The sequence below is a fragment of the Enterobacter nematophilus genome, from assembly GCF_026344075.1.
GTDB lineage: Bacteria > Pseudomonadota > Gammaproteobacteria > Enterobacterales > Enterobacteriaceae > Enterobacter > Enterobacter nematophilus.
Window position 1 is genome coordinate 17,630 of the sequence record NZ_JAPKNE010000009.1, and the last position, 24,369, is coordinate 41,998.

The window sequence follows — 24,369 nt, forward strand, 5'->3', positions numbered from 1 at the left end:
GTTTGGCTTCCTGCCATCAGAAAGCACATCATCATAGAGAAGTCCGATGAGCTATAAATGCCTGAACTCCGCGCCATACTGCGGCTATTTCTGGGCTTAACGCGTTCATCAAAAAATGATTGAAAAAAAATCGCACGCTAACCAAAATATGGGGTGTTATCTGCCTTGCGGGACGACCCGTAAGCGCTTCTTTCATCGGGGACGGCCCCAACTTTTTAAGTTAAGGAGCCCGAGATGTCCTGGATTATTCTTTTAATTGCTGGCCTGCTCGAAGTGGTATGGGCGATTGGCCTCAAGTACACCCACGGATTTACCCGCCTGACGCCCAGCGTCATTACCGTTACTGCGATGATCGTGAGTATTATTCTGCTCTCGTGGGCGATGCGTTCCCTGCCGGTGGGAACGGCCTATGCCGTCTGGACGGGGATCGGTGCCGTAGGCGCGGCGATTACCGGCATTCTGCTGCTGGGTGAGTCAGCGAGCCTGGCGCGCATTGCCAGCCTCGCTCTGATTGTGGCCGGTATCATTGGACTGAAGCTCAGCACCCATTAACGGGGCTGTTTTACCCAGATGAGTTTCGACACATCAAACCCCTGTCGGGTCGCGACGTCCAGCATCTGCTGTTTCATCTCTGACGAAATAGTTGGCGTGCGGGAAAGTATCCAAAGATAGTCGCGATCCGGCCCGCAGACCAGCGCGTGACGGTACTCTCTGTCGAGCGCTATCACGTTATAGCCGCCATAAAACGGGCCGAAGAAAGAGACTTTGAGCGCGGCCCGTCGCGGGTCGCCAGTGAAGTAGGCTTTCCCCACCGACTGCTGCCACATCTCCCGGTCGGGATTATAGCCCCGGTTGATCACCTGAATACCGCCATCATCCATCGGGCTGTAATGTGCCGTGACCTTCTCCAGGCCCTGCTCAAACCGATGATCGAGTCGTGCGATTTCGTACCATGTTCCGAGGAATCGTTGTGCATCAAAAGGCGTGACGACGGTGACGCCGGGCGGTGGGGTAGGGGAACTGCAGGCAACCACTAAAAACGCGGCTGTCACCGCGGCGATAACAGGCAGAATGCGCATAGGAGTTTCCTTACTGTTTTTTTGTTAAGTGTAGATGACGGCAAGGAAAATGGGGTTTTTGTGCGGTGTGTTTCGCCGGGTAAGCGCAGCGCCACCCGGCAATGTTTTACTGCAGCGCGTCGAGGATACGGTATGCCGCCTCAACTCGCGCCGGGTTCGGATAGCTTTTATTCGCCAGCATCACAATGCCGAGCTGCTTTTCAGGAATAAAGGCCACGTAGCTGCCAAACCCGCCGGTTGAGCCCGTTTTGTGCACCCATGAGGCCTTAACCGGGGGAACGGGTGGACTCACTTCTCTTGCAGGCAACGGTGCCAGCGCCACCTTGTTATCGCTGCCTCCGACCACGGTTTTGGCATCGACCGGCCAGTTGAGCATCTCCCAGCCTAACCCCTGATACATGGCCCCCACGCGCCAGTAGCGAGACTGCGCCAGCGTAATGCCTTGCTTCAGGGACGTATCCTGCAGCGCGTCAGGTGCCATGTTGGCCATCACCCAGCTCGCCATATCCTGCACGTTGGTTTTCACGCCATACGCCTCTGCGTCCAGCATGCCCGGTGAAACGTGGACCGCTTTACCGTCACGATATCCCCAGGCGTAGTGCGTCTCCTCCGCTTTCGGAACGTTAATCCAGGTGTGGTCCAGCCTGAGCGGCTTAAAGACCCGCGTCGTCATGGCCTGCTCATAGCTCATGCCGGAAGGTTTGACCGCCAGCGCGCCAAAAAGACCGATGCTGGAGTTGGCGTAAAGACGCGTGGTGCCCGGCTTCCACTGTGGCTGCCAGTTCTGATAAAAGCGCAGCAGGGAGGCATTATCAGTCACCTCGTCCGGCACCTGGAGCGGCAGGCCACCGGCGGTATAGGTCGCCAGATCGAGCATGCGAATTCCCTGCCACTGCTTGCCCGTCAGCTCAGGCCAGTATTTAGTCACCGGATCGCCCAGCGAAATTTCACCGCGGGCAATGGCATCGCCCCCCAGCACGCCGGTGAAGGTTTTACTTATAGAGCCCAGCTCGAACAGGGTTTGCGGGGTGACGGGTTTGTTCGCCGCGATATCGGCCTTTCCGAAGGTAAAGTAGTGTGGCTGGCCCTGATAAATCACGGCCACCGCCATGCCTGGAATACCCTGCGCTTTCATCAGGGGCGTAACGTGGCGTTCTACCACGTCAGCCAGCTGTTTTTCCGACATCGGCGCGGCGAGTACAGAGCAGGATGTGCTGAGCAGCAGGGCGCAGCAAAGGAATTTTTTCATCATCAATTATCTTCCATAATAGCAGGTCAAGGGAGTGTCCGGGCCCGGCAGACCGCTGTAGTCTGTGGGATTTGACTATGGCTGACAAACGGTTAAATTTAGCATGAGCTGTTAATTTTTCTAACGGATGGAACAATGACCCGCAGCTATCTTCCGCTTAATTCGCTTCGCGCCTTCGAAGCGGCCGCCCGGCACCTCAGTTTTACGCATGCTGCGATAGAGCTGAACGTCACCCATTCTGCCATCAGCCAGCACGTTAAGGCGCTGGAGCAGCATCTGAACTGTCAGCTGTTTGTCCGCGTCTCGCGCGGCCTGATGTTGACCACGGAGGGGGAAAATCTGCTGCCGGTGCTGAATGATTCATTCGATCGCATCGCCGGAATGCTGGATCGCTTTGCCAGCCAGCGCGCCCAGGAGAAGCTAAAAATTGGCGTAGTAGGGACTTTCGCCACGGGTATCCTGTTCTCTCAGCTCGCGGACTTTCGCCGCTGTTATCCGCATATCGATCTTCACCTTTCCACCCATAACAACCGCGTCGATCCGGCGGCTGAAGGGCTTGATTATACGATCCGCTACGGCGGTGGGGCGTGGCACGGCACCGAGGCGCAGTTCTTGTGCCCCGCGCCGCTGGCGCCGCTTTGCTCGCCTGACATCGCCGCCGTGCTCCAGTCTCCGGCCGATATCCTGAAGTTTACCCTGCTACGCTCTTACCGACGCGACGAATGGTCGGCGTGGATGCAGGCGGCAGGCGAGCATCCCCCATCGCCAACGCACCGGGTGATGGTATTTGATTCGTCTGTCACCATGCTGGAAGCCGCGCAGGCAGGTATGGGCATTGCCATTGCGCCTGTCGATATGTTTACCCATTTGCTGAACAGCGAGCGCATTGTGCAGCCGTTTACCACGCAAATTGATCTGGGCAGTTACTGGTTAACAAGGCTGCAGTCGCGGGCTGAAACGTCCGCAATGCGTGAATTTGCCCAGTGGCTGGTGGGAAAAATGCAGAAATAAAAGGCCCGCCGGATGGCGGGCCTGAAGCGTCAGATAGTGACCACGGCAATTAGCGTCACCACGGTCAGGATGGTTGCCAGCCCGTAGAACACCCATTTACCGCTCGGCACATGGATTTTCAGATCGTGCATCGCATGGTGAATACGGTGCAGGCCGCACCACAGCGGCAGGACGATCGTCAGGAAGATGAACACGCGGCCAATAAAGCTGCTCGCAAACGCCAGCACGCGCTCGTAGCTCAGCGCATCGCCCGGGAACAGCCCCAGCGGCAGCATAATGCCGACCAGCAGGATAATAACCGGGGCGATGATGGCACTCCACATGCCGCCTGCGCCAAACAGGCCCCAGAAGACCGGCTCGTCTGAACGTTTTGGATTTGGATTGATCACAGTAGTCTCCTTACCAGAACAGTGCGACAAACAGAATGACCACAGTGACCAGGATCGTCACTGCCCACAGCCCTTTAATGACTGGCTCCGGCCCCATTTTTTCGTCTTTAATGATGATGTTCGCCGCTTTTGGCGCCAGTTCAAACCAGGTTTTGGTATGAAGCAGCGCCGCCGCGAGCGCGATCAGGTTCAGAACCACGATGATTGGGTTTTGCAGGAAACCGACAAAATTCGCCCAGGTTTCCGGCCCGTGTTTAAGGGCAAAAACGCCATACATTAACTCAAGGCTGAACCACACCGCCGGTACCGCCGTGCCTTCACGCAGCATATAGAAGCGATAAAACGGCAGGTTTTTCCACCAGGTGGACGGCACTGGCCGCACGTAGGCTTTGCGTTTAGTCGTCATCATGCACTCCTTAGCGTGGTTTCAGGGTAGCGATAAGAAAGTCTTTCGAGCTTTCCACTTTACCCTGCTGAATGGCGGCGGCCGGGTCGACGTGCTTCGGACAGACTTCGGAGCAGTAGCCCACAAAGGTACAGGTCCAGACGCCGTTCTGGCCGTTAAGCTGCGCCATACGTTCTTTTTTGCCGTGGTCGCGGCTGTCTTCGTTATAGCGGTGCGCCAGGGTAATGGCGGCCGGGCCGATGAACTCCGGGTTCAGGCCAAACTGTGGACAGGCGGCGTAGCACAGGCCGCAGTTGATGCAGCCGGAGAACTGATGGTATTTCGCCATCTGCGCCGGCGTCTGGGTGTTCGGACCCTGGTCCGGCGTGCGCGGGTTGCCGATGATGTACGGCTTAATCGCTTCCAGGCTTTCAATAAAGTGGGTCATATCGACCACTAAATCGCGCTCGATCGGGAAGTTGCCCAGCGCTTCAACCTTGATGCCTTTGGTGTAATCGCGCAGGAAGGTTTTACACGCCAGCTTCGGCACCTTGTTGACCATCATGCCGCAGGAGCCGCAGATCGCCATGCGGCAAGACCAGCGGTAGCTCAGGTCCGGCGCCAGGTTGTCTTTGATATAGCCGAGCGCATCCAGCAGGGAGGTTTGCTCGTCATAAGGCACTTCGTAGAAAGCGCTGTGGGGGGCGGTATCCACTTCCGGGTTGTAGCGCACCACTTCAACTTTCAGTTTTTGCATCTCAGCCATTCGCCTTCTCCTTCTTCTCGGCGGCTTCTGCTTCTGCGCCGTACACGCGTTTAGCCGGTGGCAGCGTGGTGATTTTCACGTCGCTGTAGTCCAGACGCGTGGTGCCATCCGCATCGCGCCAGGCGAGAGTGTGTTTCAGGAAATTGACGTCGTCACGTTCGGTACAGCCTTCGTCCAGACGCTGGTGGGCGCCGCGAGACTCTTTACGCGCCAGCGCAGAGTGCGCCATACATTCTGCGACGTTCAGGCCGTGGCCCAGCTCAATGGTATAGAGCAGGTCGGTATTGAAGACGCTGGAGGTGTCGGTGATGCGCACGCGCTTGAAGCGCTCCTGAAGCTCCGCCAGCTTGTCGACGGTTTTCTGCATCAGCTCCGGCGTACGGTAGATACCGCAGCCTTCTTCCATCGACAGGCCCATCTCGTCGCGGATCTTCGACCAGTTCTCGTTGCCTTCCTGGTTCACCAGATCCTTCAGGCGTTTTTCAACGTCTGTGACCTGCGCATCCAGCGCCGCGCCGTTTGCTTCGCCTGCGGTCGCCGCACGCTCCATCGCGCGCTCGCCCGCCATGCGGCCAAAGACGACCAGCTCTGCCAGCGAGTTAGAGCCCAGACGGTTGGCGCCGTGCAGGCCGACGGAGGAACACTCGCCCACGGCGAACAGCCCTTTAATGCGGGTTTCACACTGCTGGTCGGTTTCAATCCCGCCCATGGTGTAGTGCGCGGTTGGGCGTACCGGAATCGGCTCTTTCACCGGATCGACGCCGACGTAAGCTTTTGCCAGTTCGCAGATAAACGGCAGACGCTCCAGCAGTTTCTTCTCGCCCAGGTGACGCAGGTCGAGATAGACCACGTCGCCGCGCGGCGTTGAGATGGTGTTGCCCTTGCGCCACTCGTGCCAGAAGGCCTGAGAAACTTTGTCGCGCGGGCCGAGTTCCATGTATTTGTTCTTCGGCTCGCCGAGCGGGGTTTCCGGGCCCATGCCGTAATCCTGCAGATAGCGGTAGCCGTTTTTGTTGACCAGAATACCGCCTTCACCGCGGCAGCCTTCCGTCATCAAAATGCCGGAGCCCGGCAGGCCGGTTGGGTGATACTGCACAAACTCCATATCGCGCAGCGGCACGCCGTGGCTCAGCGCCATGCCCATCCCGTCGCCGGTGACGATGCCGCCGTTGGTGTTGTAGCGATAGACGCGTCCCGCACCGCCCGTTGCCATCACCACCGCATTGGCGCGGATCTGGACGAGCGTGCCTTCCATCATGTTCATCGCCACCAGGCCACGTGCATGACCGTCGTCGACCAGAATGTCGAGGACGAAATGTTCATCAAAGCGCTGGATTTGTGGGAACTGAAGGGAGGTCTGGAACAGGGTATGCAGCATGTGGAAGCCGGTCTTATCGGCGGCGAACCAGGTGCGTTCGATTTTCATCCCACCGAAGCGGCGGACGTTAACGCTCCCGTCCGGCCGGCGGCTCCACGGACATCCCCACTGCTCAAGCTGGGTCATCTCCGTTGGGCAATGGTGCACGAAGTAGTCAACGACATCCTGTTCGCAAAGCCAGTCGCCCCCTGCAACCGTGTCGTGGAAATGGTATTCAAAGCTGTCATGATCCTGCGCAACGGCAGCGGACCCTCCTTCTGCTGCCACTGTGTGGCTGCGCATTGGATAGACTTTTGAAATCAATGCGATTTTAGCGTCAGGATTAGCTTGTGCTGCAGCAATCGCAGCACGTAATCCCGCCCCGCCAGCGCCTATTACGGCAAGATCGGCTTGAAAAGTTTGCACGACATTCCTCCAGATTTTTGTTATTTCGCAATGCGACAAACTAAAGGTAGTTCACCCGCCCAACGGGACGATTGCGAAAGCGTTTCCACTGCTCCTTTATGGGTAAAAGAGTATAACCGTGTAGATGTCAGGGAAATTTGACGTGTTCGATTTTTTTGCTGTTCTGTGCGGTGATTTATCATCGTGATTGATGAATTGCATCACGGAATAATCCACCTAAATGAAATGCGCATTTTTACTGCGCAAAATTTGTCTCTGCCCCTGCTAACGAGTAGACTTCGTGCCCTTGTCTGAAATCGGAGAAATACTCATGAGCGAAACGGCCACCTGGCAGCCGAGCGCATCCATCCCAAATCTGTTAAAACGCGCCGCAATTATGACGGAGATCCGCCGTTTCTTTGCCGACCGCGGCGTCCTGGAGGTGGAAACCCCGTGCATGAGTCAGGCAACGGTAACGGATATTCATCTGGTCCCGTTTGAAACCCGTTTTGTTGGTCCTGGCCACTCTCAGGGCATGAATCTGTATCTGATGACCAGCCCGGAATATCACATGAAGCGCCTGCTGGCGGCGGGGTGTGGTCCGGTGTATCAGCTGTGCCGCAGCTTCCGAAATGAAGAGATGGGGCGTCACCACAACCCGGAATTCACCATGCTGGAGTGGTACCGCCCGCACTATGATATGTACCGCCTGATGAACGAGGTGGACGATCTGCTGCAGCAGGTACTGGACTGCTCAGAAGCCGAAACGCTCTCCTATCAGCAGGCCTTCCAGCGCCATCTGGAAATCGATCCGCTGTCGGCGGACAAAGCCCAGCTGCGTGAAGTGGCGGCAAAACTGGATCTGAGCAACGTGGCGGATACCGAGGAGGATCGCGACACGCTGCTGCAGCTGCTGTTCACCTTCGGCGTGGAACCGCAGATCGGCAAAGATCGCCCAACGTTTGTCTATCACTTCCCGGCAAGCCAGGCGTCTCTGGCGCAGATCAGCACCGAAGATCACCGCGTGGCAGAGCGTTTTGAGGTCTACTACAAAGGCATCGAGCTGGCGAACGGCTTCCACGAGCTGACCGACGCGCGCGAACAGCAGCAGCGTTTCGAGCAGGATAACCGCAAGCGCGCCGCGCGAGGTCTGCCGCAGCAGCCGATTGATGTTAACCTGCTGGAAGCATTAAAAGCCGGTCTGCCGGATTGCTCCGGCGTGGCGCTGGGCGTGGATCGTCTGGTCATGCTGGCGCTGGACGCCGAGCAGCTGGGCGACGTGATTGCGTTTACGGTCGATCGCGCCTAAAGAATTGCCGGGTGGCGCTGTCGCTCACCCGGCATAGATTACCTGTGGCAATATTCCTTTCCATTTCTTATCGGCAACATTAAAAACTGCCATTTTCTCTGTACACGGGTCTTTTTCTTAAATTGCCTCGTATAGCCACAATATTAGTCTGGTCATCTGCTACCATCCGCGCAGTTTTAATTCCTCTTCGGATGGCGATATGTCCCACTCACTTAAAAAGATGACCCTCACCGGGCTCATCCTGATGATTTTTACGTCAGTCTTTGGCTTTGCCAATAGCCCGTCAGCCTTCTATCTGATGGGCTACAGCGCGACGCCGTTTTATATCGTGTCCGCTCTGTTCTTCTTTATCCCGTTTGCGCTGATGATGGCGGAGATGGGCTCGGCTTACCGGAAAGAAGAGGGCGGTATCTATTCATGGATGAACAACAGCATCGGCCCGCGCTATGCGTTTATCGGCACGTTTATGTGGTTCTCCTCCTACGTCGTCTGGATGGTCAGCACGGCGGCCAAAGTCTGGGTGCCGTTCTCAACGTTTCTTTTCGGGGCGGATAAAACGCAGATATGGTCTCTGACGGGGCTGAGCTCCACGCAGGTGGTCGGTATTCTGGCGGTGTGCTGGATGGTGGTGGTCACGCTGGTGGCGTCAAAAGGCATCAACAAGATTGCCCGTATCACCGCCGTTGGCGGTATTTCCGTGATGTGCCTGAACCTGGTGCTGCTGCTGGTGAGTATCGCCATTCTGTGCCTGAACGGCGGACACTTTGCTCAGGAGGTGGACTTCGTTTCATCGCCTAATCCGGGCTATCAGTCCGGGCTGGCTATGCTCTCCTTCGTGGTGTTTGCCATTTTTGCCTACGGCGGTATTGAAGCGGTCGGTGGGCTGGTCGATAAGACCGAGAACCCGGAAAAGAACTTTGCCAAAGGGATTATTTTTGCCGCCATCGTCATCTCCATCGGCTATTCGCTGGCGATTTTCCTCTGGGGCGTCAGCACCAGCTGGCAGCAGGTGTTGAGTAATGACACCACCAACCTCGGGAACATCACCTACGTGCTGATGAAAAGCCTGGGGATGACGCTGGGTAACGCCATGCACCTGACGCCGGAAGCATCGGCCACCATGGGGATCTGGTTCGCGCGCATTACCGGTCTGTCGATGTTCCTTGCCTATACCGGCGCGTTCTTCACGCTAATCTACTCGCCGCTGAAAGCCATCATCCAGGGTACGCCTAAAGCGCTGTGGCCAGCGCGCATGACGCAGCTCAACACCGCAGGCATGCCTGCCAACGCCATGTGGATGCAGTGTCTGCTGGTGTGCGTGTTCATTCTGCTGGTGTCATTTGGCGGTGATACCGCGTCTGCGTTCTATAACAAGCTGACCCTGATGGCGAACGTGTCGATGACGCTGCCGTACCTCTTCCTGACCCTGGCGTTCCCGTTCTTTAAGGCGAAGCGGGATCTTGAGCGTCCGTTTGTGATCTTCAAAACCCCCGCTGCAACGCTGCTGGCGACCACGGTGGTGGTGCTGGTGGTAGCGTTTGCCAATATCTTTACCGTTATTCAGCCCGTGGTTGAGGCGAACGACTGGAACAGCGCGCTGTGGATGGTCGGTGGGCCTGTCTTCTTCTCGCTGCTGGCGATGGGGATTTATGAGAATTACCGTCGGCGCTCAATAGCGTACGTCGCGGAAGTGGCGTAGCGGTAAAATGCCCCTCCCGAAAGGGAGGGGCGAAAGATTACAGACTTCCCGCCGGGCGCGATCTTGCCGCCGACGTGAGCGTTTTACCCATCTTACGTCCGTCCATGCTCTCCAGACGCATCTGGAACGGTGGGAACGGCATATCAATACCATGCTCGCGGAAGCCCGCCAGAATCAGCTGGTGGATCTCATGACGCAGCGGCATGCGGTGCCCCATTTCGGCAGCGTAAATACGCAGTTCGAAAATCTGGATCCCCTGCTGTAAATCGACCAGGAACACTTCCGGTACGGGGTTATCGAGCACCAGCGTACAGCGTTCGGCAGCGGTGTAGAGGATCTGGGTGACCTCTTCACTGTTGGCATCCGACGGCGCTGGTACCGTAAGCACCACACGCGTAACGGAATCCGACAGGGACCAGTTGATAAACTGCTCGGTAATAAATGCCTTGTTCGGCACGATGATCTCTTTACGGTCCCAGTCGCTGATCGTGGTGGCGCGGGTGTTGATCTTCGTCACGCTCCCGGTCAGATCGCGGATCGTCACCGTATCGCCAATACGAATCGGCTTTTCAAACAGGATGATCAGGCCGGATACAAAGTTGGCGAAAATCTCCTGCATGCCAAAGCCAAGGCCAAACGTTAGCGCGGCCACCAGCCACTGCAGTTTAGACCACTCAATACCCATCATTGAGAACCCGACCATCCCGCCAAACAGCAGTATCAGGTATTTCGTAATGGTCGTAATGGCGTATCCCGTGCCGGGGGTTAAATCCAGATGCTGCAGCAGCGCCAGCTCCAGCAGCGCCGGGAAGTTACGCACCAGCTGGGTGGTGATGATCAGCACCAGAATGGCAATCAGCACCGCGCCTAAGGTGATCGGCTCCAGGCTTTCAACGCCCTGCACCGTGGACGTCACGTCCCACAGAGAGATGTTCTCCAGGAAGCCAAACGCGGAATGAATTTCCGACCACAGGAAGATCACCGACAGAAGGGCAATCAGCATCAGGAGGGAACGCACCAGCCGCAGAGACTGGGTACTGATGGCATCCAGATCCAGTTCGACCTCGTCCGCATCCATCGTGCCTTCCGTGCTGTTGACATGGGTTGGCTCTTCCTCGCCACGGGCACGCTGAGCGAGGATCTCCGCCCGGCGATGCTTGGCGCGGTCAAAGGCCAGACGGCGGCGCTGGATCAGCATCCCGCGACGGATCACGTGATACACCACCAGCAGCAGGAACCAGATCGCCACCGACGTTTCCAGTCGCGCCAGCAGCGCCTGCGAGGTTGCCAGGTAACCTACCGCCGCTGCCAGCATCGCAATCAGAGGAGCGCTCAGCAGCAGGTTCCAGAGCAGCCGGTTGAACATGTTGTCGCCGCTGCCGGATTTATCCAGATAGAGCGGTATCCCCGCGCGTTTCAGGCTGAGCGTGACGATGGCCAGCGCGCCACAGATCAGCATAAAGCAGAGGCGGCCCAGCGAGCCTGAGAACTCCCGGTCGTTGAGATTATCAAACATGATCAGCGCCATAATCAGCGGCACAATCAGCCCGATGCTCATCAGGTAGTAGCGCATGGCGCGCGCCACGCGGTTACGCGGCCAGCCAAAGTGTGCGATGAAAAGGCCGTTGGGCCGTGCAAACGTCGCACAAATCATCACCGCCCACAGCAGCGGCACCGTGGCGGTGACGCCATCGCCAATGGCAACCGCGAGCGGATAGGGCCAGGCTTCCCGCAGGCCGTAGCCAAGCGTCATCCACAGCACCGGTAGCGGAGACGCGACGAGAATCGACCAGAACACGGTGCGCAACGTCAGCCAGAAGTGATCCTGAGTGACTTTCCCCACCCGCGCGCTGGAACGTTCCAGGAAGCGGGTGAAATGTCTGCGTGAGTAAATGCTGAAGCCTACCAGGATCAACGCGCCCAGCAGCGGGAAAATCGTCTCTTTACTGGTCAGCATCATCACGCTGGCCTGTCCGAGCTGGCTGAAGGTGTCGAGCGAAATCAGGCGGCGCAGATCCTGAACGATCTCAATTGGCCACGAGAAGGTCATTGGACGCACGTCGGACGTCCAGAAGAGATAACGGTGCGTAGCCTCGTTCACCTCTTTCAGCGCGTCTTCCAGCTGGCTGTTAGAGACTTTGAGCTTAGTCAGTTCCAGAATCAGCGTATCCCCGCCCTGCAGCAGGGAGTTCAGCAGTTCGCGCTGGGTGCGCAGCTGGGCTTCCAGAATACGGTTTTGCTCGCTGGTCAGAGGTTGCCCGTCAGCCTGACGGATCTGGCGAATTTGCGGCTGCTTATTGAGAAGATCTTCAAAGTGCAGCCGCTGCACGCGCAGCTGGGCCATCTCGGTATCCAGCTGCTGCGGCTTCGGCATTTCCGGCAGGCGCGCAACCTGGGCGCGTAACGCTTCGCCCAGCAGGTTTGATGACCCGAGCCACTGGGACTGCTCGCGCAGGGTGTTGAGCGCCTGGCGCACCTGCAGGGTTTGATTCGTCGCCTGGCGCTGCTGGGAGGCAACCAGATCCATACGCTGCGCCTGCTGATTCAGGGCGGCTGAAAGCTCGCGGTTGACCTTGAACTGATCGACGATACCTTCTGGCAGATTGGCGCTGTTTTCCGCCAGCAGCTCGGTGCTTTCAAGCGCTCGCTCGGCTTCACGCTGGCGCTGGCTGTTAAGCAAATTACGCAGGGCCTGAAGGTACGCATCCAGCTGCTCGCTCTGCTTCTGAGCGAGTTCAGAGCGCATCCGCGCCAGCTCCTGGCGGTTGTTGGCGGAAAGTTGCGCCAGCTCCAGCTCATCCACAAGGGCTTTCAGACGAGCAGATTCGGCCTGCAGACCCACATTTTGTGCCTGAGCCTGCGGCGTGTTGCCGCTTTGCGTACCCACACGGCGTTCCACTTCGTTAAGCTGGCGGCGGGCGTCGGTTTGCTGCTGCGGAAGCTGGCTGAGGGAGTCGGCAATTTCACGCGCCCGCTCCTGCTCCTGCTGAGCCAGGCGGCTCTTTTCCAGAAGCTGGCTGCTGACCTGCAGGATTTCCTGATTCAGGGCGTCGGTGGTCATGCCTTCCGGCACTTCGCGCGGCTCATCGCGCAGATTAGCGAGCTGCGCGCGCAGCGTTTGTGAGAGTTTAGGGAAGTTGTCGATAACCTGCTGATACTGCTGAGCGCGCTCAAGAGAGCCTTTCCGCTCCTCAAGCGCGTTCAGTGCGGACTGGAGCGACTCAACGGTCTCTGGCTGAGCGGGTTTGGCCGCTTTCGCCTGCTCCAGCTCCTGGGTTATCTGTTTGGCGTCGGGGGCTGTCGCTGCGTACGCCCCCATGCTGAGGCACCAGGCCATCAGTAAAACGATAATCGGGCGCACGTCAGCGTTCCTTCTGTTGTTAGCCTTCGTCTTTTTTGTCGTCAACCAGCGGGCTGGCGTCGTGCTCGGCCTCAATCTCTTCTTGCGGCAGCGGAGCAGGCTCTGCGTCCGGCGTCACGAAGGTTTCGGTAGAGACCGCCAGCGGCTGGCCAAGCTTAGTCACCGACAGGCTTTCGAGCTGTTCAGCCAGCTTCACTTTGCCCGGCGCAAACAGGTTGATGACGGTAGAGCCCAGCTTGAAGCGACCCATCTCCTGGCCTTTCAGCAGGGCGACAGAGCCTTCCTCTTCACCGGCAGGCCACGTCCAGCGCTTGATCACGCCTTCACGCGGCGGAGTGATGGTGCCAGCCCAGACGGTTTCGATGCTGCCGACAATGGTCGCGCCTACCAGAATCTGCGCCATAGGGCCGAATTCAGTATCGAACAGGCAGATGACGCGTTCGTTACGGGCAAACAGGTTCGGTACGTTTTGCGCGGTCAGGTGGTTCACGGAGAACAGATCGCCCGGCACGTAGATCATCTCACGCAGAATACCGTTACACGGCATGTGCACGCGGTGGTAGTCGCGCGGTGACAGATAGGTGGTGGCAAAGGTGCCGTTGCGGAACAGGTCCGCCATCAGGTAGTTGCCCGCCAGCAGCGCTTCCAGGCTGTAGTTGTGGCCTTTCGCCTGCAGGATTTTGTCGTCTTCGATGTTACCCAACTGGCTGATCACGCCGTCTGCTGGCATCACCAGGACGTTAGGATCGGTGTTCAGCGGGCGCACTTCGTCGCGCAGCGGGCGCACGAAAAACTCGTTGAACGTGCGGTAGCTGGCGGTGTCCGGCTTCTGCGCTTCTTTCATGTCGACCTTGTAATACTTCACGAAAAGGTCGATGACCAGTTTGGTCAGCCAGCCCGCGCGTTTGCTTGCGCCCCAGCCCGCCAGGCGAGTGAGCCACAGTTTTGGCAGAATGTATTGAAGCGAAAGTTTAAATGCGTTTAACAAGGTAGCCTCCAGGCCATTGTTTTGCCGTTCCTGATCCGGCGGTAAGCCGCCGGAACCTGAAAAAAGGGGACGATTTTAGCGATGCTTAGCTTAGTTGTCAGTTATCAGAATCAGAAAAGTTTTTACGCGTTTTTACCTGATCCATGCTCTCAAGAATGCGGTGGTAATTCTCGAAGCGGGTTTCCGCAATCTCACCTTTCTCCACCGCTTCGCGGATAGCGCAGCCTGGATCGTTATCGTGTTTACAGTCGCGGTATTTGCAAGCGCCTAAATAATCATGGAATTCGACAAATCCATTAAAGATTTGTTCCGGCTCAAGGTGCCATAACCCGAATTCACGCACGCCCGGGGAGTCGATGACATCGCCGCCGTGCGGGAAGTGATACAGGCGTGATGCGGTGGTGGTGTGCTGGCCCAGACCCGAGACATCAGACACATCGTTGGTGAGGATCTCCTGCTGGAGGCCGAGCAGATTGTTCAGCAGGCTCGATTTGCCCACGCCGGACTGGCCTGCAAAGATGCTGATGCGATCGGTAAGCGCCTCTTCAAGCGGTTTCAGGCCATCTTTGGTATGGCTGGAGACCATCAGGACGCGATAGCCAATCTTGCGATAGATATCCATCTGCTCATTAACGAAAGCCATGCCTTCGTCATCCAGCAGATCGATTTTGTTCAGCACGATAATCGGTTCAACCTGCAGCGTTTCGCAGGCGACGAGATATCGGTCGATAATATTGAGCGAAAGTTCGGGCAAAATCGCCGATACGATAACAATCTGGTTAATGTTGGCGGCAATCGGCTTCACCCCGTCGTAAAAATCGGGACGGGTTAATACGGACGTACGCTCATGGACCGCTTCAACGATACCTTTTACGGTAACGCCCTCTGCCGCCTCTTTACCCGGTCGCCAGACGACGCGGTCGCCGGTGACCAGAGAACGAATGGTTCGGCGAATGTTGCAGCGGTGGATTTCGCCATCGGCGGATTCCACGTCGGCGTGCATACCGAAACGGCTGATGACTACGCCTTCCGTTGGTTCGCCAAACAGGTTGTCGTCGTAATCGACCTTCTCCGAAGTGGTTTTAAGACGGCGCTGGTGATTGGCATTTACGCGGCGCTGCTGCCCTTTGGAGAGTTTATTTTTACTCAATCGCACTGGCTCCTGGTCGCCCGTAGGGGGCAAAACCTCTATGATACACTCTAATTAATACTAGTTAACCTGCTACTGCCGGTTATGCGAGAAGGGTGGAAAATAACATGAGCGCGGATGAAAACAACCTGATTTGGATCGATCTCGAAATGACCGGGCTTGATCCCGAGCGCGATCGCATTATTGAGATTGCAACCCTGGTGACCGATGCCAACCTGAATATCCTGGCCGAAGGGCCAACGATTGCGGTGCATCAGTCAGACGACCAGCTAGCGCTGATGGATGAGTGGAACGTGCGTACCCATACCGGCAGCGGCCTCGTCGAGCGCGTGAAGGCCAGTAACTTCGGTGACCGTGAGGCGGAACTGGCGACGCTCGAATTTCTGAAGCAGTGGGTACCGGCGGGCAAATCGCCGATCTGCGGGAACAGCATCGGTCAGGATCGCCGTTTTCTGTTTAAGTACATGCCGGAGCTGGAGTCTTACTTCCATTACCGCTATCTGGATGTGAGCACCCTGAAAGAGCTGGCGCGTCGCTGGAAACCTGAAATTCTGGACGGCTTTAAAAAACAGGGTACGCACCAGGCGATGGACGATATCCGCGAGTCCGTGGCGGAACTCGCGTACTACCGCGAAAACTTTATTAAGCTGTGATTTTGAGATCCGGCGCCTTGCGTGGCCGGGTTTTTGTCGTTAAATTGTTCAGCTTGCCGATTAAATAAGCATTTGAACTGAATTTCGAAAAAATCACTTTAAGGGGGGTTGCAGCTAAAAGGATTTCTCGTATAATGCGCCTCCCGTAACGACAGAGAATTACACGTTACGACAGCAACAAAAGCAGTACAGATTTGCGGGAATAGCTCAGTTGGTAGAGCACGACCTTGCCAAGGTCGGGGTCGCGAGTTCGAGTCTCGTTTCCCGCTCCAAAATTTGAAAGTGCTTCCACAGCACAGACTGCCCAAGCGGGAATAGCTCAGTTGGTAGAGCACGACCTTGCCAAGGTCGGGGTCGCGAGTTCGAGTCTCGTTTCCCGCTCCAAAATTTGAAAGTGCTTCTAAAGCACGGACCACCAAATCGTGGGATTTCGAGTTGCAGCAAGGCGGCAACTGAACGAATCCTTAGGAGCTTACTTAAGTAAGTGACTAAGGTGAGTGAAGGCAGCCAACGCAGTGGCAGCTTGAAAGACACAGATTAAGCGGGAATAGCTCAGTTGGTAGAGCACGACCTTGCCAAGGTCGGGGTCGCGAGTTCGAGTCTCGTTTCCCGCTCCAAATTCTTCTTCATCTCTAAAATATCCACAGCGAAAAGACGCGCTGGGGACGTTTTCTATTGCATCTGAAATACTGTTGTAAACAGAGTTATCCACAGAATTCGCGCTTTGCCCAAACTGTACAGAAAGTTAGCAGGGTGAATAATATCCTCACAACCTATTGTATTATTTGGATAAATTTTCATTTCAAAATGTTATCGAGATCACTTGACCTCTTATCAAGCCCAGATGGCGCTTGAGTTTTTATTTTTATTCACAGGCTGTGAATATATCACGCATCCCGCGTAAGCCCTTTTTCGATCACCCTAACCAGCCGCTGTTTCTTTGGAAGCTGCACCTCGACCACGCAGGCATTTCGCTTCTCGATTTGCTGCGCAATCGCCCATTCTATGTGTTCATCAAGAAGTGGGTGCTCACCTCTACGGCTTTCGAGCGCCTGAATATTCGCTTCATCCCACGGGGCATTGCCCAGCGCGACGGCCACGTTTCGCAGCCAGCGCAGATGGCCGATACGCCGAATGGCGGAACCTTCCGTCACCTTCAGGAACCAGGCCTCGGTCCAGGCGAATAGCTCGATCAACGGCGGGGCATGTAGCGCCTTGCGCGGACTGAAGTCTTCCTCGTCCGTCAGCTGTGAATAGCGGTTCCACGGGCAGATCAGCTGGCAGTCGTCGCAGCCGTAGATGCGGTTGCCGATAAGCGGTCGAAACTCTTCCGGGATCGCCCCTTCGAGCTCGATGGTGAGATAGGAAATGCAGCGGCGCGCATCGACGGTATACGGCTCAACGATGGCGCCCGTCGGGCAGATGGTCATGCAGGCCACGCAGCGGCCACAGCCTTCCTCCACCGGGCCATCTACCGGCAGAGGCAAATCAATCAGCAGTTCACCGAGGAAGAAGAACGATCCGGCGTCGCGGCTAAGGATAAGTGAGTGCTTACCTGTCCAGCCGAGCCCGGCTTTTTCGGCGATCGGGCGCTCAAGAATAGGCGCGGAATCGACAAAGGGTCTAAAATTCAGCGAAACACAGTGCTGCTGAATAGTTTCTCCAAGTTTTTTTAGACGGTTACGCAGAAGCTTATGGTAATCACGTCCCAGGGCGTACCGGCTGACGTAACCCAGGGAGGGATTTTTTAGCGTGCGCGCAAAGGCCGCGTTGGCAGGCAGGTAGTTCATGCGCACGCTGATGACGCGCAATGTACCCGGTAAAAGCTCATGTGGACGGGCGCGCATCATGCCGTGACGCGCCATCCACTCCATTTCGCCGTGGTATTGTTTGTCCAGCCAGGCCTGCAGTTTTGGCTCGCTGGCAGAGAGGTCGGTATCGGTAATGCCTACCTTCTGGAAGCCAAGCTCAGCACCCCACTGTTTTATTTTTTGCGCTAATTCATTGAGATCGAGGGGCTGTGACATGACGGACCATACGGTGAAGAAAAACCCCGCAAGTATACCACATTCCATCTGGCATGCGGATGACCTCCGGCGCGCCGAAAAAGAGGCCGCAGACAGCCTCGGCATTACCCTTTATGAACTGATGCAGCGAGCGGGAGAGGCGGCGTTTAACGTTGCCCGCAGCGCATACCCGCAGTCCACTCACTGGCTGATTTTGTGCGGGCACGGCAATAACGGCGGCGACGGCTACGTTGTTGCGCGTCTCGCGGTTGCGGCCGGTCTGCGCGTTACCCTGCTGGCGCTGGAGAGCGATAAGCCTCTGCCGGAGGAAGCCGATGCGGCGCGGAAGGCATGGCTAAACGCAGGCGGCGTGATTCATGCCCCTGATATCGTCTGGCCGGAAGATGTTGATCTGATTGTTGATGGTCTGCTGGGGACCGGGCTACGCAGCGCGCCTCGCGAGAACATCGCCGCGCTTATTAAACACGCTAACGGGCACTCCGCGCCGGTAGTCGCGCTGGATATTCCGTCTGGCCTGATCGCGCAGACCGGCGCGACGCCTGGCGCCGTTATTCAGGCTGCGCACACCGTGACCTTTATCGCCCTGAAGCCGGGCTTGTTAACCGGAAAAGCGCGGGATGTGGTCGGCGTATTGCACCATAACGCGCTGGGGCTGGAGAGCTGGCTCGTTGGGCAGGAAACGCGCCTGTCGCGCTTTGATTCCTCGCAGCTAATAGAGTGGCTTCCGCCGCGCAGCCCAACCTCCCATAAGGGCGACCACGGCAGGCTGGTAATTATTGGTGGCGATCGCGGTACGGCAGGAGCGGTTCGCATGACCGGTGAGGCGGCACTGCGCAGCGGTGCCGGATTAGTGCGAGTACTCACTCGCATTGAAAATATTGCGCCAATCATCACAGCCCGGCCGGAGCTAATGGTCCATGAGCTTACGCCCCAGGCGCTGGAAGAAAGCCTCGAATGGGCGGATGTGGTGGTCATTGGTCCCGGGCTTGGGCAACAGTCATGGGGTAAACAGGCCCTGCAAAAGGTCGAGAATTTTCGTAAACCGATGCTGTGGGATGCCGACGCGCTTAACCTTCTGGCAATAAATCCGGATAAGCGTCACAATCGCATTCTGACGCCACACCCCGGCGAAGCCGCGCGCCTGCTTAACTGCAGCGTGGCAGAAATTGAAAGCGATCGCTTACTTTCTGCTCAGCGTCTGGTAAAACGTTACGGAGGTGTTGCCGTTTTGAAAGGGGCAGGAACCGTTGTCGCCAGTGACGAGACGCAGGGCATTATTGATGCCGGAAATGCGGGCATGGCGAGCGGCGGTATGGGCGATGTGCTTTCAGGCATCATCGGCGCATTGCTTGGACAGAAACTTCCCCTTTATGATGCAGCCTGTGCGGGCTGCGTGGCCCACGGCGCGGCGGCTGACAGGCTTGCTGCACGAGAGGGTACACGCGGTATGCTGGCCACCGATCTTTTTTGCACGCTGCGGCGTGTTGTTAACCCGGATGTGATTGACGTAGAAAATGACTAATCGAGCGATTCCTTTACCTGATGAACAAGCCACTTTAGATCTCGGCAAGCGCGTGGCGCAGGCCTGTCAGGGGGCAACCGTCATTTATCTGTATGGTGATTTAGGTGCGGGTAAAACCACCTTCAGCCGGGGTTTTTTGCAGGCGTTAGGACACAACGGGAACGTGAAAAGCCCCACCTATACGCTGGTTGAGCCGTACACCCTCGACAATCTAATGGTGTACCACTTTGATTTATACCGCCTTGCGGATCCTGAGGAGCTGGAATTTATGGGGATCCGTGATTATTTTGCCAACGACGCCATCTGCCTGGTGGAGTGGCCGCAACAAGGTGCGGGTGTGCTGCCTGACCCGGATGTCGAAATTCACTTAGATTACCAGGCTCAAGGGCGTGAGGCTCGCATCAGTGCGGTTTCCTCATCAGGGTGTTCCTTACTGGCGCGTCTCGCCGGTTAAGAGTAGGGATGACGGGATGATTAGTCGCGTTAAAGGTTGGGTGTTGGCTGCGACGGTGCTGCTGTGCGCGCAGGCCGGGGCGGCAAGCCTATCGGATATTCAGGTGTCAAACGGTGAAAGCCAGGCCCGGATCACGTTCAGCTTTATGGGTGACCCTGAATACGCGTTTTCACAGCCAGACAGCCACAGCGTGGCGCTGGATATTAAACAGACTGGCGTGATCCAGGGGTTACCGCTGCGGTTTAGCGGTAATAACCTGGTGAAAAGTATCCGCTCGGGTACCCCTCAGGACAGCCAGTCATTGCGCCTGGTGGTCGATCTGACCGAAAAGGGCAAAACGAAGGCGGTGAAGCAGCAAAACGGGGCGAACTATACGGTGGTCTTCACCATCAATGCCGACGTTCCGCCGCCTCCGCCGCCACCGGTTGTCGCGAAACGCGTGGAAGAGCCTGTGTATACGCCGCGCCCATCGGAACCTGCGCGTAATCCGTTTAAATCGCAGAACGATCGCATCACCGCGGCGACCAGCAGCAACACGGTAACGCGTCCGGCGGCCAGCGCACGGCGCGCGGTCAGCGGTGACAAAGTGATTATCGCCATTGATGCCGGACACGGTGGACAGGATCCTGGTGCGATTGGCCCGGGCGGCACGCGAGAGAAAAATGTCACGATTGCGGTGGCCCGCAAGCTGCGGACGCTGTTAAACGATGATCCGATGTTTAAAGGCGTACTGACCCGCGACGGCGACTATTTTATCTCTGTGATGGGCCGCTCAGACGTGGCGCGTAAGCAAAACGCCAATTTCCTGGTCTCCATTCACGCGGATGCCGCACCGAACCGTAACGCGACGGGGGCCTCGGTATGGGTTCTGTCGAACCGCCGGGCGAACAGCGAAATGGCCAACTGGCTGGAAGAGCATGAGAAACAGTCTGAACTGTTAGGCGGCGCGGGTGACGTGCTGGCAAACAGCCAGTCTGACCCGTATCTCAGCCAGGCGGTGCTGGATTTACAGTTCGGCCATTCTCAGCGCGTCGGGTATGATGTCGCGACTAACGTATTGAATCAGCTGCAGGGCATCGGGGCATTGCACAAGCGTCGCCCGGAACATGCGAGCCTGGGCGTTCTGCGTTCGCCGGATATTCCGTCAATTCTGGTGGAGACGGGCTTTATCAGCAATAACAGTGAAGAGCGCCTGCTGGGCAGCGACAGCTACCAGCAGCAAATTGCCGAAGCGATTTATAACGGTTTACGTAACTATTTTGAGGCGCATCCTCTGCAGTCCGCGCCGCAGGGCGGAGCAGCCCAGACGGCCAGCGCCGCGCAGCCGGGCGAGTTGACCGCCACAAATTAAGGAGAATTCATGCCGATTCAGGTTCTGCCGCCGCAGCTCGCGAACCAAATCGCCGCCGGTGAGGTGGTGGAACGCCCTGCGTCGGTGGTGAAGGAGCTGGTTGAAAACAGCCTCGATGCGGGCGCCACCCGCATTGATATTGATATCGAACGCGGCGGCGCAAAGCTCATCCGCATTCGCGATAACGGCTTCGGCATCAAAAAAGAGGAGCTGGCGCTGGCGCTGGCGCGTCATGCCACCAGTAAAATTGCCTCTCTGGATGACCTGGAAGCGATTATCAGCCTCGGTTTTCGCGGCGAGGCGCTGGCCAGTATCAGCTCGGTTTCTCGTTTAACGCTGACCTCCCGCACCGCTGAACAGCAGGAAGCCTGGCAGGCCTACGCTGAAGGGCGGGATATGGACGTGACGGTCAAGCCCGCGGCGCACCCTGTCGGTACCACGCTGGAAGTTCTGGACCTGTTCTACAACACTCCCGCCCGCCGCAAGTTTATGCGTACCGAAAAAACCGAGTTCGGCCATATCGACGAGATCATCCGCCGAATTGCGCTCGCCCGTTTTGACGTCACCATCAACCTCAGCCATAACGGCAAGGTGATGCGCCAGTACCGCGCGGTGGCTGAAGGTGGGCAGAAAGAGCGACGTTTAGGGGCTATCTGCGGGACGCCGTTCCTGGAGCAGGCGCTGGCTATCGAGTGGCAGCACGGCGATCTGGCTTTACGTGGCTGGGTGGCCGATCCAAACGCCAGCAGCGCGGCGTTCTCTGAAATTCAGTATTGCTACGTGAACGGCCGCATGATGCGCGACCGCCTCATTAACCACGCCATTCGCCAGGCCTGTGAAGACAAGCTCGGGGCCGATCAGCAACCGGCCTTTGTGCTTTATCTGGAGATCGACCCGCATCAGGTGGATGTCAACGTCCATCCTGCCAAGCATGAGGTGCGTTTCCACCAGTCGCGCCTGGTGCATGATTTTATCTACCAGGGCGTGCTGAGCGTGCTGCAACAGAAGCTTGAACCTACGCTGCCGCTGGAAAAAGAAGACTCCGCACCGCGCCCCATTCCGGAAAACCGTGTCGCTGCGGGCCGCAACCATTTTGCGGAGCCAGCCGTCGCGCGTGAACCGGACGCTCCGCGTTTTTCCTCTGCAGGAGCCGCGCCGCGTCCGACGGGCGCGAACTACCCGAACGCTCAGCCCGGCTATCAAAAGCAGCAGGGAGCGCTGTACCGTAAACTGCTCGAAACGCCCGCAGTCGAGCGCAAAGAGCACGTTTCGGTGGCGACACCTTCCCTTGAAGGCCATAGCCAGAGTTTTGGCCGGGTGCTGACGATTATCGCACCGGATATGGCTCTGCTTGAGCGCGACGGCAAACTGCTGCTTCTGGCGCTGCCGGTTGCCGAACGCTGGCTCAAGCAGGCGCAGCTGACGCCGGGGGAAAATGCGGCCTGTGCACAGCCGCTATTGATCCCGGTTCGCCTGAAAATATCCGCTGAAGAAACAAGGGTATTGCAGCGTGCAGAGGCCCAGCTAGCGCAAATGGGCATTGAAATTGTGCTCGAACCACAACATGTGACAATTCGCGCAGTGCCTTTACCCTTACGCCAACAAAATTTACAAAACTTGATTCCTGAACTGATAGGCTACCTGGCGCAGCAAACATCGTTTGAGGCTGCCAACACCGCGCAGTGGATCGCCCGCCATCTGGCCAGCGAACATTCACCGTGGAGTATGGCGCAGGCGATTACCGTGCTGGCGGAGGTGGAACGCCTCTGCCCACAGCTGGTGAAAGCGCCGCCGGGTGGGTTATTACAACCTGTTGATTTAAAAACGGCGATGACCGCCCTGAAACATGACTGACGTAAGTAAGGCGAGCCTGCCAAAGGCAATTTTTTTAATGGGCCCAACGGCCTCCGGTAAAACGGCGTTAGCCATTGAGCTACGTAAAGTTTTGCCTGTAGAGTTGATTAGCGTCGACTCCGCCCTCATCTACCGAGGGATGGACATCGGCACGGCGAAGCCCGGCGCAGACGAACTGCGTGCGGCACCGCACCGTTTGCTGGACATTCTCGACCCGGCAGAGGCTTACTCCGCAGCGGACTTCCGCCGGGATGCCTTAGCTGAGATGGCCGAGATCACCGCCGCGGGGCGTATACCGCTGTTGGTTGGCGGAACCATGCTTTACTTCAAGGCGCTGCTGGAAGGATTGTCACCATTACCTTCCGCGGACCCTGAAGTGAGAGCAAAGATTGAGCAGCAGGCGGCAGAGCAGGGTTGGGACGTATTGCACAAGCAGCTGGCGGAGGTTGACCCGGTTGCGGCAGCGCGGATCCATCCAAATGATCCGCAAAGGCTTTCCCGGGCACTGGAAGTTTTTTTCATTTCGGGTAAAACTTTAACGGAACTGACGCAAACGTCAGGAGACGCTCTGCCGTATCAGGTGCATCAGTTCGCCATCGCCCCGGCGAGCCGTGAACTGCTCCATCAACGAATTGAGCAGCGTTTTCATCAGATGTTGGCTTCAGATTTTGAAGCAGAAGTGCGGGCGCTATTTGCCCGTGGAGATTTGCATACGGATATGCCTTCCGTTCGTTGTGTGGGATACCGCCAGATGTGGTCGTATCTTGAAGGTGAGATTTCATACGATGAAATGGTTTATCGAGGTGTTTGCGCCACGAGACAGTTAGCGAAGCGCCAGATCACCTGGCTGCGCGGTTGGGAGGGAGTTCACTGGTTAGACAGTGAAAAACCGCAACAGGCGTTAAACGAGGTGATTGAGGTTGTTGGTGATATCGCCCACTGAATGTGTACAATTGAGACGTATCGTGCGCAATTTTTCAGAATCGCAAGGTTCTAAGTACAAAACAAGCATATAAGGAAAAGATAGAATGGCTAAGGGGCAATCTTTACAAGATCCGTTCCTGAACGCATTGCGTCGGGAACGTGTTCCAGTTTCTATTTATTTGGTGAATGGTATTAAGCTGCAAGGTCAGATTGAGTCTTTCGATCAGTTCGTGATCCTGTTGAAAAACACGGTCAGCCAGATGGTCTACAAGCACGCTATCTCTACTGTTGTTCCGTCCCGTCCGGTCTCTCATCACAGCAATAACGCTGGCGGCGGCACAGGCAGTAACTACCATCATGGCAGCAACGCGCAGGGTTCTTCAACGCCAGCGCAGGACAGCGACGAGACCGAATAAGGTTTTAGCTGTTATCCACA

The 24,369-nt window shown here is 56.9% G+C and carries 21 protein-coding genes and 3 tRNA genes; 14 read left to right on the plus strand and 10 right to left on the minus strand.

Features of this window, described 5'->3' with window-relative positions; genetic code table 11:
* Positions 1-234: 234 nt before the first annotated feature.
* Positions 235-552 carry a quaternary ammonium compound efflux SMR transporter SugE gene (sugE, locus tag OSH03_RS18780; protein ID WP_266179807.1) on the plus strand — a complete coding sequence of 106 codons (318 nt, stop codon included), beginning with the start codon at positions 235-237 and terminating at the stop codon, positions 550-552.
* Here the strand turns inward: sugE and OSH03_RS18785 are convergent.
* Positions 549-1,079: a lipocalin family protein gene (locus tag OSH03_RS18785; protein WP_119917119.1), complete on the minus strand. Its 531-nt coding sequence runs from the start codon at positions 1,077-1,079 to the stop codon at positions 549-551. The genes sugE and OSH03_RS18785 overlap by 4 nt on opposite strands.
* A gap of 106 nt (positions 1,080-1,185) precedes the next feature.
* Positions 1,186-2,331 carry an ACT family cephalosporin-hydrolyzing class C beta-lactamase gene (gene blaACT / locus OSH03_RS18790; RefSeq protein ID WP_266179808.1) on the minus strand — a complete coding sequence of 382 codons (1,146 nt, stop codon included), beginning with the start codon at positions 2,329-2,331 and terminating at the stop codon, positions 1,186-1,188.
* A gap of 132 nt (positions 2,332-2,463) precedes the next feature.
* Between blaACT and ampR the strand changes: the two genes are divergently transcribed.
* On the plus strand, positions 2,464-3,339 hold the full coding sequence (gene ampR / locus OSH03_RS18795; RefSeq protein WP_061099491.1) for a LysR family transcriptional regulator AmpR: 876 nt from the start codon (positions 2,464-2,466) through the stop codon (positions 3,337-3,339).
* Positions 3,340-3,368: 29 nt separating this feature from the next.
* On the opposite strand, the gene frdD is transcribed toward ampR, so the two are convergent.
* The 4 genes from frdD to frdA are packed head-to-tail and all read right to left on the minus strand — an operon-like array spanning position 3,369 to position 6,662.
* On the minus strand, positions 3,369-3,728 hold the full coding sequence (gene frdD / locus OSH03_RS18800) for a fumarate reductase subunit FrdD (protein ID WP_045331442.1): 360 nt from the start codon (positions 3,726-3,728) through the stop codon (positions 3,369-3,371).
* A gap of 10 nt (positions 3,729-3,738) precedes the next feature.
* Positions 3,739-4,134, minus strand: coding sequence for a fumarate reductase subunit FrdC (gene frdC / locus OSH03_RS18805; RefSeq protein ID WP_028015239.1), 396 nt, complete (start codon positions 4,132-4,134; stop codon positions 3,739-3,741).
* 10 nt (positions 4,135-4,144) lie between these two features.
* On the minus strand, positions 4,145-4,879 hold the full coding sequence (locus tag OSH03_RS18810) for a succinate dehydrogenase/fumarate reductase iron-sulfur subunit (protein WP_041911494.1): 735 nt from the start codon (positions 4,877-4,879) through the stop codon (positions 4,145-4,147).
* Positions 4,872-6,662 carry a fumarate reductase (quinol) flavoprotein subunit gene (gene frdA, locus OSH03_RS18815; protein ID WP_116344014.1) on the minus strand — a complete coding sequence of 597 codons (1,791 nt, stop codon included), beginning with the start codon at positions 6,660-6,662 and terminating at the stop codon, positions 4,872-4,874. The genes OSH03_RS18810 and frdA overlap by 8 nt, the downstream gene beginning before the upstream one ends.
* 310 nt (positions 6,663-6,972) lie before the next feature.
* On the opposite strand from frdA, the gene epmA reads away from it, so the two are divergent.
* A complete protein-coding gene (gene epmA / locus OSH03_RS18820) occupies positions 6,973-7,950 on the plus strand; it encodes an elongation factor P--(R)-beta-lysine ligase (RefSeq protein ID WP_061099488.1) in 978 nt (325 codons plus the stop codon).
* A gap of 199 nt (positions 7,951-8,149) precedes the next feature.
* Entirely contained in the window at positions 8,150-9,649 is a 1,500-nt protein-coding gene (gene yjeM, locus OSH03_RS18825; RefSeq protein ID WP_266179809.1) for a glutamate/gamma-aminobutyrate family transporter YjeM, read from the plus strand.
* Between the two features lie 37 nt (positions 9,650-9,686).
* Here the strand turns inward: yjeM and mscM are convergent, their stop codons facing one another.
* The 3 genes from mscM to rsgA all read right to left on the minus strand — a co-directional run bounded on the left by mscM (position 9,687) and on the right by rsgA (position 15,148).
* Positions 9,687-13,010: a miniconductance mechanosensitive channel MscM gene (gene mscM / locus OSH03_RS18830; RefSeq protein ID WP_266179810.1), complete on the minus strand. Its 3,324-nt coding sequence runs from the start codon at positions 13,008-13,010 to the stop codon at positions 9,687-9,689.
* A 19-nt stretch (positions 13,011-13,029) separates the two neighbouring features.
* Positions 13,030-13,998, minus strand: coding sequence for an archaetidylserine decarboxylase (gene asd, locus OSH03_RS18835; protein WP_151413451.1), 969 nt, complete (start codon positions 13,996-13,998; stop codon positions 13,030-13,032).
* Positions 13,999-14,095: 97 nt separating this feature from the next.
* Complete coding sequence (gene rsgA / locus OSH03_RS18840; RefSeq protein WP_248037420.1) at positions 14,096-15,148, minus strand: small ribosomal subunit biogenesis GTPase RsgA; 1,053 nt, start codon at positions 15,146-15,148, stop codon at positions 14,096-14,098.
* A gap of 107 nt (positions 15,149-15,255) precedes the next feature.
* Between rsgA and orn the strand changes: the two genes are divergently transcribed.
* From orn to OSH03_RS18860, 4 genes are all read left to right on the plus strand, one after another.
* Positions 15,256-15,801: an oligoribonuclease gene (orn, locus tag OSH03_RS18845; protein ID WP_061099484.1), complete on the plus strand. Its 546-nt coding sequence runs from the start codon at positions 15,256-15,258 to the stop codon at positions 15,799-15,801.
* A 196-nt stretch (positions 15,802-15,997) separates the two neighbouring features.
* Positions 15,998-16,073, plus strand: a tRNA-Gly gene (locus OSH03_RS18850).
* 36 nt (positions 16,074-16,109) lie between these two features.
* Positions 16,110-16,185: transfer RNA gene (locus OSH03_RS18855), tRNA-Gly, on the plus strand.
* 157 nt (positions 16,186-16,342) lie between these two features.
* Positions 16,343-16,418, plus strand: a tRNA-Gly gene (locus OSH03_RS18860).
* Positions 16,419-16,688: 270 nt separating this feature from the next.
* On the opposite strand, the gene queG is transcribed toward OSH03_RS18860, so the two are convergent.
* Positions 16,689-17,828 carry a tRNA epoxyqueuosine(34) reductase QueG gene (gene queG / locus OSH03_RS18865; RefSeq protein ID WP_061099483.1) on the minus strand — a complete coding sequence of 380 codons (1,140 nt, stop codon included), beginning with the start codon at positions 17,826-17,828 and terminating at the stop codon, positions 16,689-16,691.
* Here queG and nnr point away from each other — a divergent pair.
* The 6 genes from nnr to hfq all read left to right on the plus strand — a co-directional run bounded on the left by nnr (position 17,827) and on the right by hfq (position 24,349).
* Complete coding sequence (gene nnr, locus OSH03_RS18870; protein WP_266179811.1) at positions 17,827-19,350, plus strand: bifunctional ADP-dependent NAD(P)H-hydrate dehydratase/NAD(P)H-hydrate epimerase; 1,524 nt, start codon at positions 17,827-17,829, stop codon at positions 19,348-19,350. The genes queG and nnr overlap by 2 nt on opposite strands.
* Positions 19,343-19,804 (plus strand): tRNA (adenosine(37)-N6)-threonylcarbamoyltransferase complex ATPase subunit type 1 TsaE, encoded by a 462-nt coding sequence (gene tsaE, locus OSH03_RS18875; RefSeq protein ID WP_028015250.1) that lies wholly within the window; start codon positions 19,343-19,345, stop codon positions 19,802-19,804. Before nnr ends, tsaE begins: the two co-directional genes overlap by 8 nt.
* Before the next feature lie 16 nt (positions 19,805-19,820).
* The gene (gene amiB / locus OSH03_RS18880) at positions 19,821-21,155 is read left to right on the plus strand and encodes an N-acetylmuramoyl-L-alanine amidase AmiB (RefSeq protein WP_266179812.1); all 1,335 of its coding nucleotides are present in this window, start codon (positions 19,821-19,823) and stop codon (positions 21,153-21,155) included.
* A 9-nt stretch (positions 21,156-21,164) separates the two neighbouring features.
* Complete coding sequence (gene mutL / locus OSH03_RS18885) at positions 21,165-23,009, plus strand: DNA mismatch repair endonuclease MutL (RefSeq protein WP_266179813.1); 1,845 nt, start codon at positions 21,165-21,167, stop codon at positions 23,007-23,009.
* Positions 23,002-23,952, plus strand: coding sequence for a tRNA (adenosine(37)-N6)-dimethylallyltransferase MiaA (gene miaA, locus OSH03_RS18890; RefSeq protein WP_116343615.1), 951 nt, complete (start codon positions 23,002-23,004; stop codon positions 23,950-23,952). Before mutL ends, miaA begins: the two co-directional genes overlap by 8 nt.
* A gap of 85 nt (positions 23,953-24,037) precedes the next feature.
* Positions 24,038-24,349, plus strand: a complete 312-nt coding sequence (gene hfq / locus OSH03_RS18895) for an RNA chaperone Hfq (protein ID WP_008502919.1) — start codon at positions 24,038-24,040, stop codon at positions 24,347-24,349.
* The last annotated feature ends 20 nt before the right edge of the window (positions 24,350-24,369 follow it).

Excerpts from the sequence above, each read along its gene's own strand:
- queG (WP_061099483.1), bottom strand. The coding sequence starts at position 17,828 with ATGTCACAGCCCCTCGATCTCAATGAATTAGCGCAAAAAATAAAACAG.
- yjeM (WP_266179809.1), top strand. The coding sequence starts at position 8,150 with ATGTCCCACTCACTTAAAAAGATGACCCTCACCGGGCTCATCCTGATG.
- hfq (WP_008502919.1), top strand. The coding sequence starts at position 24,038 with ATGGCTAAGGGGCAATCTTTACAAGATCCGTTCCTGAACGCATTGCGT.
- orn (WP_061099484.1), top strand. The coding sequence starts at position 15,256 with ATGAGCGCGGATGAAAACAACCTGATTTGGATCGATCTCGAAATGACC.
- nnr (WP_266179811.1), top strand. The coding sequence starts at position 17,827 with ATGACGGACCATACGGTGAAGAAAAACCCCGCAAGTATACCACATTCC.
- sugE (WP_266179807.1), top strand. The coding sequence starts at position 235 with ATGTCCTGGATTATTCTTTTAATTGCTGGCCTGCTCGAAGTGGTATGG.
- tsaE (WP_028015250.1), top strand. The coding sequence starts at position 19,343 with ATGACTAATCGAGCGATTCCTTTACCTGATGAACAAGCCACTTTAGAT.
- miaA (WP_116343615.1), top strand. The coding sequence starts at position 23,002 with ATGACTGACGTAAGTAAGGCGAGCCTGCCAAAGGCAATTTTTTTAATG.
- frdC (WP_028015239.1), bottom strand. The coding sequence starts at position 4,134 with ATGACGACTAAACGCAAAGCCTACGTGCGGCCAGTGCCGTCCACCTGG.
- blaACT (WP_266179808.1), bottom strand. The coding sequence starts at position 2,331 with ATGATGAAAAAATTCCTTTGCTGCGCCCTGCTGCTCAGCACATCCTGC.
- amiB (WP_266179812.1), top strand. The coding sequence starts at position 19,821 with ATGATTAGTCGCGTTAAAGGTTGGGTGTTGGCTGCGACGGTGCTGCTG.
- ampR (WP_061099491.1), top strand. The coding sequence starts at position 2,464 with ATGACCCGCAGCTATCTTCCGCTTAATTCGCTTCGCGCCTTCGAAGCG.
- mutL (WP_266179813.1), top strand. The coding sequence starts at position 21,165 with ATGCCGATTCAGGTTCTGCCGCCGCAGCTCGCGAACCAAATCGCCGCC.
- epmA (WP_061099488.1), top strand. The coding sequence starts at position 6,973 with ATGAGCGAAACGGCCACCTGGCAGCCGAGCGCATCCATCCCAAATCTG.
- OSH03_RS18810 (WP_041911494.1), bottom strand. The coding sequence starts at position 4,879 with ATGGCTGAGATGCAAAAACTGAAAGTTGAAGTGGTGCGCTACAACCCG.
- OSH03_RS18785 (WP_119917119.1), bottom strand. The coding sequence starts at position 1,079 with ATGCGCATTCTGCCTGTTATCGCCGCGGTGACAGCCGCGTTTTTAGTG.